Raw genomic sequence first — 13394 nt, 5'->3', positions numbered from 1 at the left:
TCACACGAATTCGGGTCGAAAGACGCTGGCGCCGTGGGTGGCCGGGCCCACGGTGGCCCGCAGGCCCGCGAACAGCTCCCGGCCCGTGCCGGTCCAGGCGTCGTCGGTGGGGGCGTGGCCGGTCGCCACGCGATCGGCGAGTGTGGCGTCGGACAGGTGCACGCGCAGCGAGCCGGCGACGGCGTCGACGGTGATCAGGTCGTCGTCGCGGACGCGGGCGAGCGGACCCCCGGCCGCGGCCTCGGGCGTGACGTGGATGGCGGCGGGCACCTTGCCGGACGCACCCGACATCCGGCCGTCGGTCACCAGCGCGACCCGGCGCCCGCGGTCCTGCAGCACCCCCAGCGCGGGGGTGAGCTTGTGCAACTCGGGCATCCCGTTCGCGCGCGGGCCCTGGTAGCGCAGCACGGCCACGACGTCGCGGTCGAGTTCGCCGGCTTCGAACGCCGTGAGGAAGTCCGCCTGGTCGTCGAACACCCGGGCCGGGGCGGTGACGACGTGGTGCTCGGGGGCGACCGCGGACACCTTGAGCACGGCCTCGCCGAGGTTGCCGTCGAGCACCTTGAGCCCGCCGTCGACGGCGAACGGCTCCGCGACGTCGCGCAGCACGGTGCGGTCCAGGCTCGCGGACGGCCCGGCCGCCCACCGCAGCTTTCCGTCCCGCAGCCGCGGCTCCTGCGTGTACCGGTGCAGACCGGGCCCGGCGACGGTGGTGACGTCGTCGTGCAGCAGGCCTGCCGAGAGCAGCTCCGAGACCACGACACCGAGCCCGCCGGCGGCGTGGAAGTGGTTCACGTCGGCCGCACCGTTGGGGTAGATCCGGGCGAGCAGCGGCACGACGGCCGACAGGTCCGCCAGGTCGCGCCACGTGAGGGTGATGCCGGCGGCCCGGGCGATCGCCACCAGGTGCATCGTGTGGTTGGTGGATCCGCCGGTCGCGAGCAGCGCGACGCAGCCGTTGACGACGGCCCGCTCGTCGACGACCTCACCGACCGGGGTGAAGTCGGAGCCGAGGGCGGTCAGGCCGGTGACGCGGCGCGCGGCCTCGGCGGTGAGCGCGTCCCGCAGTTCGGTGCCGGGGTTGACGAAGCTCGCGCCCGGCAGGTGCAGGCCCATCACCTCCATCAGCAGCTGATTGGAGTTGGCGGTGCCGAAGAACGTGCAGGTGCCGGCGCCGTGGTAGGACGCGGCCTCGGCCTCGAGCAGGTCTTCACGTCCGGCGCGGCCCTCCGCGTAGAGTTGCCGCACCCGGGCCTTCTCGCCGTTGGGCAGCCCCGACGTCATCGGCCCGGCCGGGACGAACACCGTAGGCAGGTGCCCGAAGCCGAGCGCGCCGATCAGCATGCCGGGGACGATCTTGTCGCAGACCCCGAGCATGAGGGCGCCGTCGAACATGTCGTGCGACAACGCGATTGCGGTGGACATCGCGATGACGTCGCGGCTGAACAGCGACAGCTGCATGCCGTCGCGGCCCTGGGTGATGCCGTCGCACATGGCCGGGACGCCTCCGGCGAACTGCGCGATGCCCCCGGCCTCGAGGACCGCGGCCTTCAGCCGTGCCGGGTAGTCCTCGAAAGGCCGATGCGCGGAGAGCATGTCGTTGTAGGAGGAGACGATCGCGATGTTCGGTTTCACCAGCCCGCGCAGCGCGGACTTGTCGGCAGGTTCGGCGGCGGCGAATCCGTGGGCCAGGTTGGCGCACGCGAGACGTCCGCGGGCCGGTCCCTTGTCGGCGGCGGCGCGCAGCCGCTCGAGGTAGGCGGCACGCTCGGCCCGGCTGCGCCGGACGATGCGGTCGGTGACCCGGTCCAGAACGGGATGGCTCATACGGAAGTTCCTTCGTACCAGGCGCGTCCGTCGCGCTCGATGAGGGTGGTCGCGTCGGTGGGGCCGGACGTCCCCGCCGGGTAGCGGCGCGGCATCCGGCCGGTGCGGTCCCAGGTCTGCAGGATCGGTTCGACCCACGCCCATGCGGTCTCGACCTCGTCGCGCCGCATGAACAGGGTCGGGTCGCCCCGCACCACGTCCATCAGCAGCCGCTCGTACGCGTCGGGGGAGGGCCGGTCGAACGCGTCGACGTAGTTCAGATCCAGGGACACCGGGCGCAGGCGGATCCCGCCGGGTCCGGGTTCCTTGGCGGTCATGTGCAGGCAGATGCCCTCGTCGGGCTGCAGCCGGATCACCAGGCGATTGGGTTCGGTGGCGCCTTCGGCGCGGGGGAACATCGGGTGCGGAACGTCCTTGAACTGCACCACGATCTCGGAGCTGCGCTTCTCGAGGCGCTTACCGGTGCGAAGGTAGAACGGCACGCCGGCCCAGCGCCAGTTGCGCACCTCCGCGCGCACCGCGACGAAGGTCTCGGTGCGGCTGTCCGGGTTCTCCACCTCGTCGCGATACCCGGGCACGGCACCGCCGTCGACGAGTCCCGGGCCGTACTGGCCGGTCACCGTGCATCTTTCGACGTCGTCGGCCGTCATCGGCCGCAGTGCCTGCAGCACCTTCAGTTTCTCGTCGCGCACCGTTTCGCGGTCGACGATCGTCGGCGGTTCCATCGCCACCAGGCACAACACCTGCAGCAGGTGGTTCTGCAGCATGTCGCGCAGCGCCCCGGAGGTGTCGTAGTAGCCGCCGCGGGTGCCCACGCCGAGGGATTCGGAGACGGTGATCTGGACGTGGTCGATCCACGTCGAGTTCCACAGCGGCTCCAGCAGGGTGTTGGCGAACCGGGTGACCAGCAGGTTCTGGACGCTCTCCTTGCCGAGGTAGTGGTCGATGCGGAAGATCTGCGACTCGTCGAACACCTCGCCGACCGCGTCGTTGATCGCGCGGGCGGAGGCGAGGTCGCGGCCGATGGGCTTCTCGAGCACCACCCGCGAGGTCGGTTCGACGAGACCGTGCCGGGCGAGGTGATGGGAGATCGGCCCGAACAGCGAAGGGGCGCAGGCGAGGTAGAACACGCGCACGGAGTCCGGGGTCAGGACGTCGTGCAGGGCGGACCAGTCGTCCCCGCCTGCGAAGTCGAGGCTCACGTAGTCGAGGCGGTCCAGGAACCGGGTGAGAGTGCCGGCGTCCAGCAGGGGAGCGGGCACGAAGCGCGCGAGCTCGCCGCGAATCTTGTCGCGGTAGCCGTCGGTGTCGAGGCCGGCGCGTGCGGCGCCGACGATCCGGCTGCCGGGTGGCAGCTGGCCGTCCCGATCGCGCAGGTAGAGGGCGGGCAGGAGCTTACGGACGGCGAGATCGCCGGTGCCGCCGAAGACGACGACGGTACAGGGGGCGGCGGGTGACATGGCTTGTCCTCCCGAATGAGGGGGTGAGGGCTGTCACTCGCAACCGTAGAGCATCTTCCGCACTGAAACAACAAACTTACGCATTTCTAAGAACAAAGTGCGCTGGGGTGTGGCGTCCTGCCGCAGCGCCGGGCGCTCTCGAGTGCGTTTCCTTGGTTCAATGGCGGTATGAGCCGATCCTCCAGCGCGCCCGCCACAGCGGGCAAGGTCTTCGCCCTCGTCCGTGCCGGCGCCGCGACCACCCGAAGCGAGATCGGGCACCACACCGGGCTCTCCCGCACCGCCGTCGCGGCCCGGGTCGCGGCGCTCCAGGACCTCGGCCTCGTCGTCGAAACGGAGGAGGGGCCCTCGACCGGGGGGCGCCCGCCCCTCACCCTCACCTTCGGGGCGGGGGCGGGCATCGTGCTCGTCGTCGCGATCGGCCGCAGTCGCACCCAGCTCGCCGTCTGCGATCTCGCCGGGGAACTGCTCCGTACCGAGGACCTCGAGCAGGAGATCGGGGCGAGCCCGGGTGAGCTGATGCCGAAGGTGGCCGCGCACCTCGCCGACCTGCGCGACGCGCTCGGTCCCGGCGCCCCCCGCACCGTCGGCATCGGGGTGAGCCTGCCGGGCACCGTGGACACGGTCCGCGGCTGCAGCCTGGATTCGCCGATGATGGCCGGCTGGGACGGTGTCGAGTTGCAGCCGTTCCTGGCGGACTTCGGCGGCGCACCGGTCTTCGTCGACAACGACGCGAACGTCATGGTGCTCGCCGAAAGACTGGGCGAACGAAGGCAGTTCGACGACATGCTCCTCATCAAGGCCTCCACGGGTCTCGGGGCGGGCATCGTGTCGGGCGGGGTGCTGCAGCGCGGCGCGGTGGGCGCGGCCGGCGAGATCGGGCACACCAAGACCGCTGCGGCGCAGGGCGTCCTGTGCCGCTGCGGCGACGTCGGCTGCGTCGAGGCGATCGCCGGGGGCTGGGCGCTGGTCCGTGACCTGCAGGAGCAGGGCCGGGACGTGACCCACATCCGCGACGTCGTGGCCCTCGCCGTCGGCGGAGATGCGGAGGCGCGCCGCATGATTCGCGACAGCGGCCGGCGGATCGGCGAGGTCATCGCCGGCGCCGTCAACCTCCTCGACCCGGCGGTGCTCGTCGTCGGCGGCGACATGGCCGAGGCCTACGACGTGTTCGTCGCCGGACTGCGCGAGACCCTCTATCGCGATGCGGTGTCCGTCGCCACCCGTGCCCTGCAGATCCTGCCGTGGTCGCACGGCGATCGCTCCGGGATGATCGGCTGTGCCTCCATGGCGCTGGACCAGGTACTCAGCGTGCGCGCCGTGGACCGGATGGTGGCCGAGCGGGGCCGGTGACCCGGTTACTCCGCCGGCTGGCGGCGGATGAAGTCGGCCATACCCGGGACGGTGAAGGCGATGCGACCGTGCTCCGGCGCCCAGATCAGGCCCTTGCGGATGGCCGAGCAGCCGTAGATCTGCCGCTTGCTGCGGGCAACGAGGAGTTCGAATACCCGATCTGCTCGTCACGGTCCTCGGGCGTTCTCGGACGCAGGCCGGAGCCGGGTTCGAACGGATTGAGCTCGAGGTCCACGAACCGGGTGCAGAGACGTATCGCGACTTATCGGAGTTTCGCCATAGTCGACCATAACCTGCCATAACTCGTCTTGCCCCGCGCCGCGGATCGCCCGGTGCTGTCGGTGGCATGCTCGGAATGAGTGACTGTGGGCCCCGGGTCTCGCAAGCCGGACACGGCGCGCACCGCACCTGCATCGAGAAGCGGATACGGATCGGTGGTCGGGCCGCCTGGCCCGGTGGCGCCCCGGATGAAAGTCCATACATCCGGTGTCGGAGACGCGTCGAGCAATCTGTGCAAAACCGCTCCGGCGCAGTTGCTTCGACGAGGAAGCAGGCACTCGCCGCGAATCGGGTGCTCCAGCGCCACCGTCGGATGATCTTGTTTCCGATGGCGTGCGAAAGCGGACGGCTCGGTAGTGTCCATGATTCAAGGGGCCAACGGTAGGTGGTGACCTGTTTGGCAGACCGACCGTATGCGTTCATCCTGCGTCGGACTCGCCAAGCGCTTGCTGCACTGTTGCCGAAGTTGCAGGATCGTGGCGGGGTCCATCGAGCGTGTCACGGGGGTATCCAGTAGGTGCAGGAGCCTGCGGTAGTACTCGGTGAGGTCGAGACCGAACGTCGGAAGGACGTGCTCGTCGCCGCCACCGTAGGGTGCCCACTCGACGGCGAAGTCGAGAAGCTCGGCCTGGTAGGGCATCATGGCGATATCCGTTCTGCTGTTCCTGGGATGGGGACGTGTGGGGAGCCGGTGCGTGCACCACCGAGCCGATGCCGGCGGTGACGACCAAGGCGATGGCAGCGAGCGAAGAGATGGTGAGGGTCTGTCCGAGCATGAACGTTCCGACGGCCGCTGCTGCCACCGGTTCGAGCGCGATGAGCACCGCGAACGTTCCCGCGGCCACGTGGCGTAGTGCGTACATCTCCAGCGAATAGGGAATGACCGAGGAGAGCACGGCCACGAGCACCCCGGTCACCCACACCCCGGCCTCGATGCCGCCTCCGACGGCGCTGACGCCGAACGGAAGTGTGACCACGGCGGCGACCGCGCTCGCTCCGGCAAGCCCCTCGCTGCTCGAGACGGTGGCAGCAACCTTCGAGCCGGACATGATGTAGCCCGCCCACGCGGCCCCCGAACCCAGCGCCCAGAGCACGGCAGCGACGTCCACCGCACCGGTGTGATGGTGAGCGGTCAGTAGTCCGATGCCGCCGACCGCGAGCACCACCCACAGGCGGTCACGCCATCGGCGTGCCAGTACCGCAGCGAGGGTGAGCGGCCCGAGGAACTGCAACGCCACCGCCGTGGCGAGGGGAAGGGCCGATATGGCTTGGTAGAAGGAGAAGTTCAACAGCCCTAGGGACACACCGAGGGCGAGAACACCGAGTCGCTGTCGGGCCGTCCATGTCCACGGTCGAGGCCGGACCACGACCAGCAGGATCACCGCGGCCGACGTCAAGCGCAGCATGCACGCTGCGGCCGGCCCGACCTGGGTGAACAGCGTGGTGGCTACGGCGGCGCCGATCTGGATCGAGATGATCGACCCCAGCACCGCACCGGCGGCGGCAGAGGGGCGGCGGTGTTCAGCCACCGCGGGCACCGCCGGTCACAGCAGGTTCTCCACGAACTGGGCGACCCCGTTGCCGAACGACCAGTCCTCCCTGGTGTTCTCGACCACCGAAATGATCAGGTCCGTCGGTGCCAATCCGGTCTCGGTCTGCAGCCGCTCGGCAAGGGCGCGGTACATTGTCTGCTTCTGGTCTCGGGTGCGGCCTTGCTGCACCACCTGCACAATCAGAATGTCGCCGGTGCGATCGAACCCGAGCCCGGTGTCCTCGGCGACGATGAGACCCGGCTTGTGCTCGGAGATCAGCTGGTACCGGTCACGCGGCGGGGCGGCGAAGTGCTCGAGCATGACGTCCTGGACAACGTCTGCGAGGCGCCGCAGTTGCTCCGGTGTGCGCCTGTTTTCGATGACATGGAGATGGACGAGAGGCATGGGCTTCCTTGCTCGGGTGTGGGTGGTCGCGACCGGCGGGTGGTGGTGCTAATTGTTTTCGGGGAAGCCGAGGTTGAGGCCGCCGTGGCTGGGGTCGAGCCACCGGCTGGTGATGGCCTTGGGGCGGGTGAAGAACTGCACTCCTTCGGTACCGTGCGCGTGGGTGTCCCCGAACAGCGAGTTCTTCCATCCGCCGAAGCTGTAGTAGGCCATGGGCACCGGGATGGGGACATTGATGCCGACCATGCCCACTTCGACTTCGTTCTGGAACCGGCGGGCTGCGCCGCCGTCGTTGGTGAAGATCGCGGTGCCGTTGCCGTAGGGGTTGGAGTTGATCAGCTCCAGCGCCTCGTCGTAGCTGTCGACTCGGATCACCGACAGCACGGGGCCGAAGATCTCGTCGGTGTACACGCTCATCTCGGTGCTTACTTGGTCGAGCAGCGTGGGGCCGAGCCAGAATCCGTCGGTGCCGCCGTTCGGTGTGACGGTGCGGCCGTCGACGACGACGGTCGCACCCGCGGCCTGGCCGGCGTCGACGTAGGAGGCGACCTTGTCGCGGTGCGCCTTGGTCACCAGTGGGCCCATGTCGCTGTCGCGCGTGCCGTCGCCGGTCACGAGTGTGGTGGTCCGCTCGGCGATCTTGGTGACCAGTTCGTCGGCGATGTCACCGACCGCGACGACCACGGAGATGGCCATGCACCGTTCTCCGGCGGAGCCGAAACCCGCATTGACCATGGCGTCGGCGGCCAGGTCGAGGTCGGCGTCGGGCAGGACCACGGCGTGGTTCTTCGCTCCGCCGAGCGCCTGGACGCGCTTGCCGTGTGCGGTGCCGGTGGCGTACACATACTGGGCGATCGGCGTGGAGCCGACGAACGAGATGCCCTTGATCGCCGGATGGGTCAGCAGTTCGTCGACGGCGATCTTGTCGCCCTGCAGGACGTTGAACACCCCCGCAGGCAGCCCGGCTTCGGCCCACAGATCGGCGAGCCATCCGGCGGCGGTGGGGTCCTTCTCCGACGGCTTGAGCACCACGGTGTTGCCCGCGGCGATCGCGATCGGGAAGAACCACATGGGCACCATCGCGGGAAAGTTGAACGGGGAGATGATAGCGACCGGCCCGAGCGGTTGGCGGAGGGAGAAGGCATCGACGTTGGTGGAGGCATTCTCGGTGAATCCGCCCTTGAGCAGGTGCGCGATACCGCAGGCGAACTCGACGACCTCCTGACCGCGAGTGACCTCTCCGAGGGCGTCGGAGAGCACCTTGCCGTGCTCGGCGGTGATGATCTGTGCCAGCTCACCCTTGCGGGCGTTGAGTAGTTCGCGAAACCGGAACAGGATCTGGGTCCGCTTGGTCAAGGAGGTGTCACGCCACGCGGGGAAGGCGGCGGTGGCGGCATCGATCACCGCACGGGCGTCTTCGACGTCGGCGAGCGCGAGCTGACCGGTGACTTCACCGGTGGCGGGGTTGGTCACCGGGGCGGTGCGGGTGCTGGTCCCGGGAAAAGTCTTGTTGTTGACCCAGTGGGCGATGGTCGCAGCCATGGGGAGTCCTTTCATCGGATCGTAAGTCGGGACAAATCAGAGGATCAGGGCAATCAGAAGATGGCGTAGGCCTTGCGGACGGTTTCGGTGACGTCCCAGCGCCCCGACCACCCCGGAGGAAGCACCACGAAGTCACCTGCGGTGATCTCGACTTTCGTGCCGGTCGCCTCGTCGGTCAGAGTCGCGCGCCCGGAGATGATGTAGCAGCTTTCGGTGTCGGGCCGGTCGATCACCGGCCAGCCACCGGGGCGGCATTCCCAGATCCCGATCTGCGCGTCGGTGCCGCCGTCGAGGGGCAGTGTGCTCAGCTGGGGGTCGCCGCTGTCGGCACCCGGACGCTGACCGGCCGGGGTCAACTCGCCGGTGACGCGGCTGCTCGGAACGTGGATCAGTGAGGACATGTCGCTTCTTCCTGGTCGAATGGCGGGGCGGTCAGTGGGCGCCGGTGAGTTTTTCCAGCAGCGCCGAGACCTTGGACGGTCTGCCGGTGATGCGTTCTTCGAGATCTGCGGTGGCGGCGGCGCGCAAACCGGCGTTGACGCCGAACCAGCGCAGCGGTTCGACTTCCCACTTGGGGGAGGTGTGGTTGACCACCGGGAGGGCATTGAGGTCGTCGGGTGCATCGAGGATGAGGTTGCGCAGGATCCGGCCGGCGAGGTTGCTGGTCGCAACGCCGTCGCCGACGTACGGGCCGGCCCAGGCGAGTTTGTCGGCGGGGCGGTAGCCCACCGAGGGGAACCAGTCCCGCGGCACGCCGAGCGGGCCACCCCAGCGGTGGGTGATGGGCACATCGCGCAGCGCTGGGAAGAACTCGTGCATCGTCGCGACGATCTTCTCGTGGATCTTCGGGTCGACGTCGAACGACGAGTCGACCTTGGAACCGAAGTGATACGGCGCGCCACGGCCCCCGAACACCAGCCGTCCGTCACTGGTGGGGTGGGCGTAGATCCGCAGGTTGCGCATGTCGTTGAACGCTGTGCGGCTGTCGAGGTGCAGTGAGGCGCGCAGCTCGTCGGGCAGCGGAGCGGTCGCCACTACGAGCGAGTACAGCGGCGCGACATTGCGGCGGTAGGCGGCGAACTCGGGGGTGAAGGCCTCGGTGGCGCGTACCACCACCGAGGCGGTGACCGTGCCGTGCGCGGTCCGCACCACCCCGGTGCCGATCTCGTCGACCGCGGTGTTCTCGTAGATGACCCCGCCGTGCTCTTCGACCCAGGCCGCCAAGCCGACCACCAGCTTGTCCGGTTGCAACAGGGCACAGTGCTCGGTGAAGATCGCCCCCCGCACCCCGTCGGCGTTGATCTTTGCGCACGCTTCGTCGGCGTCCAGAAACCGCCACTGGCCGTGGACCCCGAACTTCTCGGCACCGTCGACGGTGGCGCGGGCCCGGGCGAGTTGCGCCTCGCTGCGGGCGAGGGAGACAAAGCCGTCCCGGGCGTAGTCGCAGTCGATCCCTTCCGCCTCGACCACGTGCCCAATCTCGGTGACGGTGTCGTTCATGGCCGTCTGGAGGTCGAGGGCGGCGCGGTGGGAGTAGAGCTGTTCGACACGGGCGAGAGAGACCGGGAAGATCGACGACGCCCACCCCCCGTTGCGGCCGGACGCCCCGAATCCGGCGTACTCCCGTTCGAGCAGAACAACTTTGAGCGACGGATCGGCCTGCAGCAGGTAGTAGGCCGTCCACAGTCCGGTGAAACCGGCGCCGACGATGGCCACATCGGCAGTGAGGTTGCCCGGCAGGGCAGGACGGCGGGAGTCGTGGCGGCGGTCCTCCTGCCACAGGGGTGTACCCTCTGCGACACCTGCCGCCTCGTGCCCCGCTCGGGGACTACTGAGCACCATCTACATGCCTCCAGCTCGCTGATTTGTGGGTTGCTTCGAGTCTGGAGGCGGCGTGTGTTCCGGGACATACGCCGGACTCACAGAGATCCCCCACAGGGCTGTACATTTGTATGAGAGAGTGAGTCGTCGTGATTTCTGTCGATCAACTGGTGGCCGTCCCTTCCCTAGGGTTGAAGTACCTGGCCGGTGCCCATGGCGGTGGCCGGTTGGTGACCTGGGCCCACGCGTGCGACCTGCCCGATCCGTGGCTGTGGTTCGAGGCCGGGGATCTGGTCATGACCACAGGGGCCGGGCTTCCCGAAGACGAACGCGAGCAGGCACGCTGGATGGAGCAGCTGATCGACAGTCAGGTCAGCGCCTTGGTCGTGGCACCGCGGCCGGACGCGCCGGACATCACGCCCGCGCTGCTCGAGGTCGCCGAGCGTCGCGGGTTTCCGGTGCTCTCCGCCGGCTTCGATCTGCAGTTCGTCTGCTTGGCCCGGACGGTGATCGAAAGCGCCGTCGAGTCCGAGCGGCAACGCCTGGCCACCATCACGCGCCTGTACGACGTGTACTGGCAGGCCCTGCACGCCCGGGGCACATTCGCCGACCGGATTTCTACACTGGAAGGCACCACCGGCTGGGCCCTGCAAGTGCGGGATCAGGCCACCGGTGAGGTGCTGGTCAGCGGGCGGCTCGCCCGACACCGTCAGGCGACATCCCTTACGGCAGAGGGCGAAGCGGTTGAAATACCCATACCCGGAACCCGGGAGATCGTGCTGTCTGCCGCGGCCGGCAAATCCCCGGTCAACGACAGACCTCTGTTGCAGCACCTCGGCGGTCTGATCGCCCTCGAACTCGAACATGAGGCTGCTCAGAAGGACCGGCTCCGGGCCTCCGGAGCTGACCTATTGCTCGGGTTGCTCGACGAAACCGTCACCGTCGCCGCGGTGTGGCCCGAACTTCGGCATCGGGGAATGACGGGAGCTGTCGTCGTGGCGTGCTGGAGCACCCCGGATGCCAGCCCGCTGCGGCACGAGTCGATCCACCGGGACGTGAGTCTGCAGCAGTACGCACCACTGCTGGTGGCTCGCCCCGCAATGCTGATCGGGATCGTGCCGTGCGACCTCGACCTCCTGGCCGCGATCGGCACGAAGCTGGCGCAGCGCTGCGCGGTGGGCATCAGCGACAAGCTGAGCGCCAATTCGAGCGTGGTCGAGGCCGCCCGGCAAGCGCAGCTGGCGGTAGCGCGAGCCCACGAGCAGCATCGCACGGTGCAGGTCTACGGTGAGGACACCGACGACGGCGGGTTCCTGCCTCGCAGCGTGGAAGAAACCCGCCGTTTCGTGCGTGCGACGCTCGGACCGCTCCTCGCACACGACAAGCACAACGACAGTGACCTGGTGAATTCGGTTCGGGTGTTTCTCCGCCACGACGGCGCCTGGCAGCGTAGTGCCGACGAACTCAGCATCCACCGGCAGACGCTGGTGTACCGGCTGCGCCGGGTCGAACAACTCACCGGCCTGAAACCGACATCGACCGAAGGGTCGGCGATGCTGTGGCTAGCGCTCACCGCCGCCGAGCGGGCCAGCCTGGACCTCGATGAGCTGATCGACTGACCCGCGCGTGTAGGGGGTGGGCGCATCCGCCCACCCCCTACACGCGCGTTTCCTCGGCCGTGTATCAGGAGTTGAGGGTCTGAACCGGCATGCCGGCTCCAGCCTCGGTGTCCGGCAGCGACTCGGACCGCATTCCCGGCTTCCGTGTCTTCTTCCGGATCAGGTAGATCACAGTCAGCGCAACCCACACGGCAATGCCCTGCACAAGCTCGATCCGGTTGGCGTCGCGCAGCCCCATGCTCACCAGCACCGCCACGATCGCAACGGTGACCAGGATCGGCAGTACCGGGTACAGCCACATCCGGAACTGCAGGACGGTCGGTTCCTCCCTCTCCCAGCGCCGCCGCAACCGAAGCTCGGAAATGCAGATCATTAAGTACACGAACAAGAACACCGCTCCCGAGGCGTTGATCAGGAACAGGAACACCGTGTCCGGAAACAGTGCCGCGAGCACCACACAGCCGTAGCCGACAACCGTGCACGACAAGATGCCCTTGACCGGAACACCGCGCTTGTTGGTCGTGGTCATCCACGCCGGGGCGTCGCCACGCCCACCCATGACGAACAGCAACCGCGACGAGGTATACAACCCGGAGTTGAGGACCGAAAGCACCGCCACCAAGATCACCAGATTGAGCAGATCGGCCGCCCCGGGAATGCCGATCCGATCCAAGGCTGCGACGAACGGCGACTCGCCGGGCACGATCGAATCCCACGGCACGATTACCACGATGAGGAAGGTCGAGGTCACGAAGAAGGCGAGGATGCGGAAGACGACTGAGTTGACCGCTTTGCGGATCGCTCGGGCAGGTTCGGCTGACTCGGCGGCTGCGATGGTGACGACCTCGACACCGGTCATCGAGAAGATCACCACCACCACGCCGACGAACAACGTGGCCAGCCCACTCGGTAGCAACCCGCCATGCTCGGTGAAATTGGAGAAGTCCACGCTCGCTCCGGGCCACAATCCGAGTACGAACAACGTCGCCACCGTGATGAACGCAATGATGGCGACGACCTTGATTCCGGCGAACCAGTACTCCGCCTCACCGAATGCCCCCACCGAAAGCAGGTTGACGGCCGTCATGACGATCATCAGCGCGAGAGCGATCACCCACACTGGGATCGACGGGATCCACTTGTTGATCATCTGGCCGCCGACCACTGCTTCGAAGCCGACCACGATGACCCAGAAGTACCAGTACAGCCAGCCCGTGGAGAAGCCGGCCCACTCGCCCCAGGCCATCCGCGCATAGTCGGTGAACGACCCGGAACAGGGTTTGGCAGCGGCCATTTCACCGAGCATCCGCATGACGAGCAGAACGATCAGGCCAGTCAGCCCGTAGGTGACAAACGCGAGTGGCCCGGCCTGGCTGATGATCGCGCTCGAGCCGACGAACAACCCGGCACCGATGACACCGCCGAGGGACAGCATCGTCAGGTGCCGTTGTTTCAGTCCCGGTTTGAGTTGGTTTGCGCTTGGAACCGCGCCCATCGCATTTCCCTTCAGCAGGCGCCCGCATCCAGCTCAGACCACGGGCAGGTCGAATTTGTGA

The 13394-nt window shown here is 68.1% G+C and carries 10 protein-coding genes and 1 pseudogene; 2 read left to right on the top strand and 9 right to left on the bottom strand.

Features of this window, described 5'->3' with window-relative positions; translation table 11 throughout:
• Both edd and zwf read right to left on the bottom strand, forming a co-directional pair.
• Window positions 1-1827 (bottom strand): phosphogluconate dehydratase, encoded by a 1827-nt coding sequence (gene edd / locus QYS60_RS06270; RefSeq protein WP_289379411.1) that lies wholly within the window; start codon window positions 1825-1827, stop codon window positions 1-3.
• On the bottom strand, window positions 1824-3287 hold the full coding sequence (gene zwf / locus QYS60_RS06265; RefSeq protein WP_371382679.1) for a glucose-6-phosphate dehydrogenase: 1464 nt from the start codon (window positions 3285-3287) through the stop codon (window positions 1824-1826). Before zwf ends, edd begins: the two co-directional genes overlap by 4 nt.
• A 168-nt stretch (window positions 3288-3455) precedes the next feature.
• Here zwf and QYS60_RS06260 point away from each other — a divergent pair, with 168 nt between their 5' ends.
• Entirely contained in the window at window positions 3456-4640 is a 1185-nt protein-coding gene (locus QYS60_RS06260) for an ROK family protein (RefSeq protein ID WP_371382678.1), read from the top strand.
• Between the two features lie 646 nt (window positions 4641-5286).
• On the opposite strand, the gene QYS60_RS06255 is transcribed toward QYS60_RS06260, so the two are convergent.
• From QYS60_RS06255 to QYS60_RS06230, 6 genes and pseudogenes are all read right to left on the bottom strand, one after another.
• The gene (locus QYS60_RS06255) at window positions 5287-5559 is read right to left on the bottom strand and encodes a DUF3263 domain-containing protein (protein WP_289379885.1); all 273 of its coding nucleotides are present in this window, start codon (window positions 5557-5559) and stop codon (window positions 5287-5289) included.
• Window positions 5560-5617: 58 nt separating this feature from the next.
• Window positions 5618-6448 (bottom strand): annotated as a pseudogene (locus QYS60_RS06250) (DMT family transporter); the annotation flags it as partial.
• Window positions 6449-6463: 15 nt separating this feature from the next.
• Entirely contained in the window at window positions 6464-6856 is a 393-nt protein-coding gene (locus QYS60_RS06245) for a tautomerase family protein (RefSeq protein WP_289379838.1), read from the bottom strand.
• 48 nt (window positions 6857-6904) lie between these two features.
• Window positions 6905-8398 carry a CoA-acylating methylmalonate-semialdehyde dehydrogenase gene (locus QYS60_RS06240; RefSeq protein ID WP_371382677.1) on the bottom strand — a complete coding sequence of 498 codons (1494 nt, stop codon included), beginning with the start codon at window positions 8396-8398 and terminating at the stop codon, window positions 6905-6907.
• Between the two features lie 53 nt (window positions 8399-8451).
• Complete coding sequence (locus QYS60_RS06235; RefSeq protein WP_289379842.1) at window positions 8452-8799, bottom strand: cupin domain-containing protein; 348 nt, start codon at window positions 8797-8799, stop codon at window positions 8452-8454.
• 31 nt (window positions 8800-8830) lie between these two features.
• The gene (locus QYS60_RS06230; RefSeq protein ID WP_289379844.1) at window positions 8831-10240 is read right to left on the bottom strand and encodes an FAD-binding oxidoreductase; all 1410 of its coding nucleotides are present in this window, start codon (window positions 10238-10240) and stop codon (window positions 8831-8833) included.
• A 128-nt stretch (window positions 10241-10368) separates the two neighbouring features.
• Here QYS60_RS06230 and QYS60_RS06225 point away from each other — a divergent pair, with 128 nt between their 5' ends.
• Window positions 10369-11838 (top strand): PucR family transcriptional regulator, encoded by a 1470-nt coding sequence (locus tag QYS60_RS06225; RefSeq protein ID WP_289379845.1) that lies wholly within the window; start codon window positions 10369-10371, stop codon window positions 11836-11838.
• 64 nt (window positions 11839-11902) lie between these two features.
• Here QYS60_RS06225 and QYS60_RS06220 read toward each other — a convergent pair whose 3' ends face one another.
• A complete protein-coding gene (locus tag QYS60_RS06220) occupies window positions 11903-13333 on the bottom strand; it encodes an amino acid permease (RefSeq protein WP_289379846.1) in 1431 nt (476 codons plus the stop codon).
• Between the last annotated feature and the right edge of the window lie 61 nt (window positions 13334-13394).

Origin of the sequence: Rhodococcus sp. GXMU-t2271, assembly GCF_041414735.1 — a bacterium.
GTDB lineage: Bacteria > Actinomycetota > Actinomycetes > Mycobacteriales > Mycobacteriaceae > Rhodococcus > Rhodococcus indonesiensis.
This window is presented reverse-complemented; position numbering and strand designations above follow the sequence as displayed.

Coding starts and splice junctions, on each gene's coding strand:
- edd (WP_289379411.1), bottom strand. CDS start 1,827: ATGAGCCATCCCGTTCTGGACCGGGTCACCGACCGCATCGTCCGGCGC.
- zwf (WP_371382679.1), bottom strand. CDS start 3,287: ATGTCACCCGCCGCCCCCTGTACCGTCGTCGTCTTCGGCGGCACCGGC.
- QYS60_RS06260 (WP_371382678.1), top strand. CDS start 3,456: ATGAGCCGATCCTCCAGCGCGCCCGCCACAGCGGGCAAGGTCTTCGCC.
- QYS60_RS06255 (WP_289379885.1), bottom strand. CDS start 5,559: ATGCCCTACCAGGCCGAGCTTCTCGACTTCGCCGTCGAGTGGGCACCC.
- QYS60_RS06245 (WP_289379838.1), bottom strand. CDS start 6,856: ATGCCTCTCGTCCATCTCCATGTCATCGAAAACAGGCGCACACCGGAG.
- QYS60_RS06240 (WP_371382677.1), bottom strand. CDS start 8,398: ATGGCTGCGACCATCGCCCACTGGGTCAACAACAAGACTTTTCCCGGG.
- QYS60_RS06235 (WP_289379842.1), bottom strand. CDS start 8,799: ATGTCCTCACTGATCCACGTTCCGAGCAGCCGCGTCACCGGCGAGTTG.
- QYS60_RS06230 (WP_289379844.1), bottom strand. CDS start 10,240: ATGGTGCTCAGTAGTCCCCGAGCGGGGCACGAGGCGGCAGGTGTCGCA.
- QYS60_RS06220 (WP_289379846.1), bottom strand. CDS start 13,333: ATGGGCGCGGTTCCAAGCGCAAACCAACTCAAACCGGGACTGAAACAA.